This window comes from Burkholderia sp. Tr-862 (assembly GCF_011753085.1).
GTDB classification, from domain to species: domain Bacteria; phylum Pseudomonadota; class Gammaproteobacteria; order Burkholderiales; family Burkholderiaceae; genus Burkholderia; species Burkholderia ambifaria.
In genome coordinates, this window is sequence record NZ_VWWG01000315.1 from 1 (window position 1) to 3027 (window position 3027).

General features: G+C 65.6%; 1 protein-coding gene and 1 pseudogene. Both read left to right on the plus strand.

The window, feature by feature from the left end:
* A partial coding sequence (locus F3J14_RS34310) for a DUF6531 domain-containing protein (protein WP_247682356.1) occupies positions 1-2043 on the plus strand: 2043 nt, incomplete at its 5' end.
* Positions 2040-3027: pseudogene (locus tag F3J14_RS35985) on the plus strand (RHS repeat protein); the annotation flags it as partial. The gene F3J14_RS34310 and the pseudogene F3J14_RS35985, both read left to right, overlap by 4 nt.

Below are 3027 nucleotides of genomic sequence, written 5' to 3' on the forward strand. Positions count from 1 at the left end.
GACGCCGAAGCGGTCGGCAATCACGGCCTCGAAATCTTCGTGCAGTGCCTGTACATGGTGCCGTTCGTCGGCAATGCGATGTCGCTGTACGACGTCGGCGTCGATATCTACCGGATCTGCAGCGAGCCGGGCGGCACCGGGAAGGTGCTCAATTGGGGGATCCTCGCGATCGATGCGATCGGCGTCGTGCCGGCGGCGGGCAATGCGACGCGGCCGGCGCGCGCGGTCGTCAAGGAGGTGTTGCTCGCGTTCGCGAAGGGCGCGGGCGCGGCGGTGCTGGTCGACCTGTTCTGGGCGACGGCCGGTGGCGACGTGCTTGCGTTCATGGCCGAACTCGACGTGTCCCTCGCGAAATGGAAGACCGACATCGTCGCAGGCGTGCGCGAAGCCTCGCGCACGGTGCGCCGCTTCGTGCTCGATCCCGTTTCCGTGGCCGAGCAGATGGGACGGATCAAGAAGAACACGGGCTTCCTGTCGTGGGTGCCGTCGACCGAGGAGATCGCGCTCATTGGCATTGACCAGTTGCTCAAGGTCTCGGGGCAGCGCGACGCGATCGTTGCGTGGCTGGACGCGTTCGATCGCGACACGGGGCCGATGCTCGACCGGGCATTCGGCAGCGTGGAGGAAGCCGGCAGTCTGCTGTTCATGGCCGGGCAGATCACCGCGGAGATCAAGGCCCGCAAGGCACGCAGGATCCCGTCGCATGTGGCGCAGGCCGCGCCGGGCACGATGCGCGAGCCGCACAGGAAGCCGGGTGAGCACCGTGATTCGACGCAGAAAGGCGCGGCGCCGAGCCCGCTGCCGGCGAAGAACGGGTGCGGGTGCCCGAAAACGACGACCCCGAAGCCCGTCAATTACGCGATGGGCGACGAGAACCTCGAGCAGACCGACTTCGTGCTCGACGGCGTCGTGCCGATCATGTGGACGCGACGCTACCGGTCGAGCCTCGCGGCCTACGACGGGAGCCCGCTGGGCGCACGCTGGAGTAGCGCGTATCACCTGTCGCTGGAGGAACGGGATGGAACGTTGACGTTCTTCGATCCCGATAGCCGGGCGGTGCCGTTGCCGCCAGTCGGTATGGGGGAATCGGTGGAGGTGCCGGCCGAACAGTTCGCGGTGACGCGGCTGGACGGGCGCCGCATTCGACTGAGCTATCCCGACGGCGGTCGAGAGGATTACGAACTGCATGGCTTCATTGCATCGGCTCGCTACCGCCTCATCTCCCGCACGAACCGCGACGGCCTCGGCCTGAGCTTTACCTACAACGCAGCCGGTGAACTCACGACAATCAGCGATGGCGTGGCCAACGCGATTCGCATCGACTACGTCGACGGCCGGGTGTCGGCGATCTACCGCGCGGGAGTCCCCGGCCTCGCCAACGAAGCACTCGCGCACTACACGTACAGCGCCGAAGGCGACCTGATCGGCCACGTCGACATGCTCGGCTTCCGGCGCACGTATGCGTACGAGCAGCATCTGCTCACGCGCTATACGGACTTCAACGGTCACCCCGCGAACCTGATGTGGGACTGGCCGGGGCGACGCGAAGGCGTGCCGGCGCCGGCCGGTGCGCGCTGTGTGCGGACCTGGTACGGCACCGAAGGGCAGCACGTCCAGGATGACACGCGCTTCGAGTACCACCGTGAACACTGGTACACCAAGGTCACCGACGCGGATGGTCATGCCACCATCCACCGCTACGACTTCCACAACCGGATCGTGCTGGTCGAACACCCGGATGGTTCGACCGAGTCCTATGAATGGGACGAACAGAACCGTCTCATCGGCACCAAGAATGCGCTGGGTCACACGCAACGTTTCGCTTATGACGTGCAGGGGCGCCTCACTGCCGAAACCAACGCGCTCGGCAATACGACGCGCACTGAATACGATGCTGCCGGTCTGCCCGTCGCGGTCACGACCGCGGACGGCCGCGTCACCCAAACGGAATACGATCCGCTCGGCCGCCCGGTCTCGGTGACGGATGCGTCAGGTCGCACGACCCGCTACGCATGGGGCGTCCAAAGTGAGCTGCTGTCTTGACCGACCCGAAGGGCGGCGTGAAGCGCTTTCGCTACGACCACGGAGGACGGTTGGCGGAGGCGACCGACTGCTCCGGCCACACGACACACTACGGCTACGACGAGCGCGGTCATCTGTCGCGGGTCACCGATGCCGCGGGACACATTACGCTGTACAGCTGCGATGCGCGGGGACAGGTCACTAGCGTCACGCATCCGAACGGCACCGAAGAGCGCTTCACGTGGGACGGCGAAGGCAACCTGCGCACCTACCGCGACGGCGCTGGCTACGTCACCGAGTACACGTTCAATGCACGCGGCCAGCCGACCTGGCGCAAGGACGCCGCAGGCCGGGAACTGGCGTACGGATACGACAGGCAATGGCGGCTGGACACGCTGACCAACGAGAACCGCGACCAGATGCGGTTCAGCTACGACCAGTTGGGGCGCCTCGCCGAGCAGACGGACTTCGATGGCGGCACGACTCGCTACCGGTGGGACGACACGGGGCAACTGATCGGCACGCAGACCGGTGATATCGAGACGAGCTACGCGCGCGATCCGCTCGGGCGCCTGACGCGGCGGGAGATGAAGGGCGCGAGCAGTCGCGCTCAGGTGATCGAGCGTTTCTATTACGACGCTCGTGGTCGGCTGACAACCGCGCAGGGTTACGGCAGTCGCGTGACGCTGCACTACGACGACGCCGACAACCTGATCGCGGAAGAACAGACGATCTACCCGGATACCGACAGCGCCTATACGACCGTGACCCGGCATGAATATGACGTGCTCGGCAACCGGATCCGCACGCAACTGCCGAATACGCGGACGATAGACTGGCTGCGCTATGGCTCGGGTCATCTGCATGGCGTACTGCTGGACGGACAACCCCTCGTGGATTTCGAGCGTGACGCGCTGCATCGCGAGACCCGCCGTCAATATCGGCATTTCGAGCAGCGGCGCGAATACGATCCGCTCGGCCGGCTGAAACGGATGATCGTGCGTC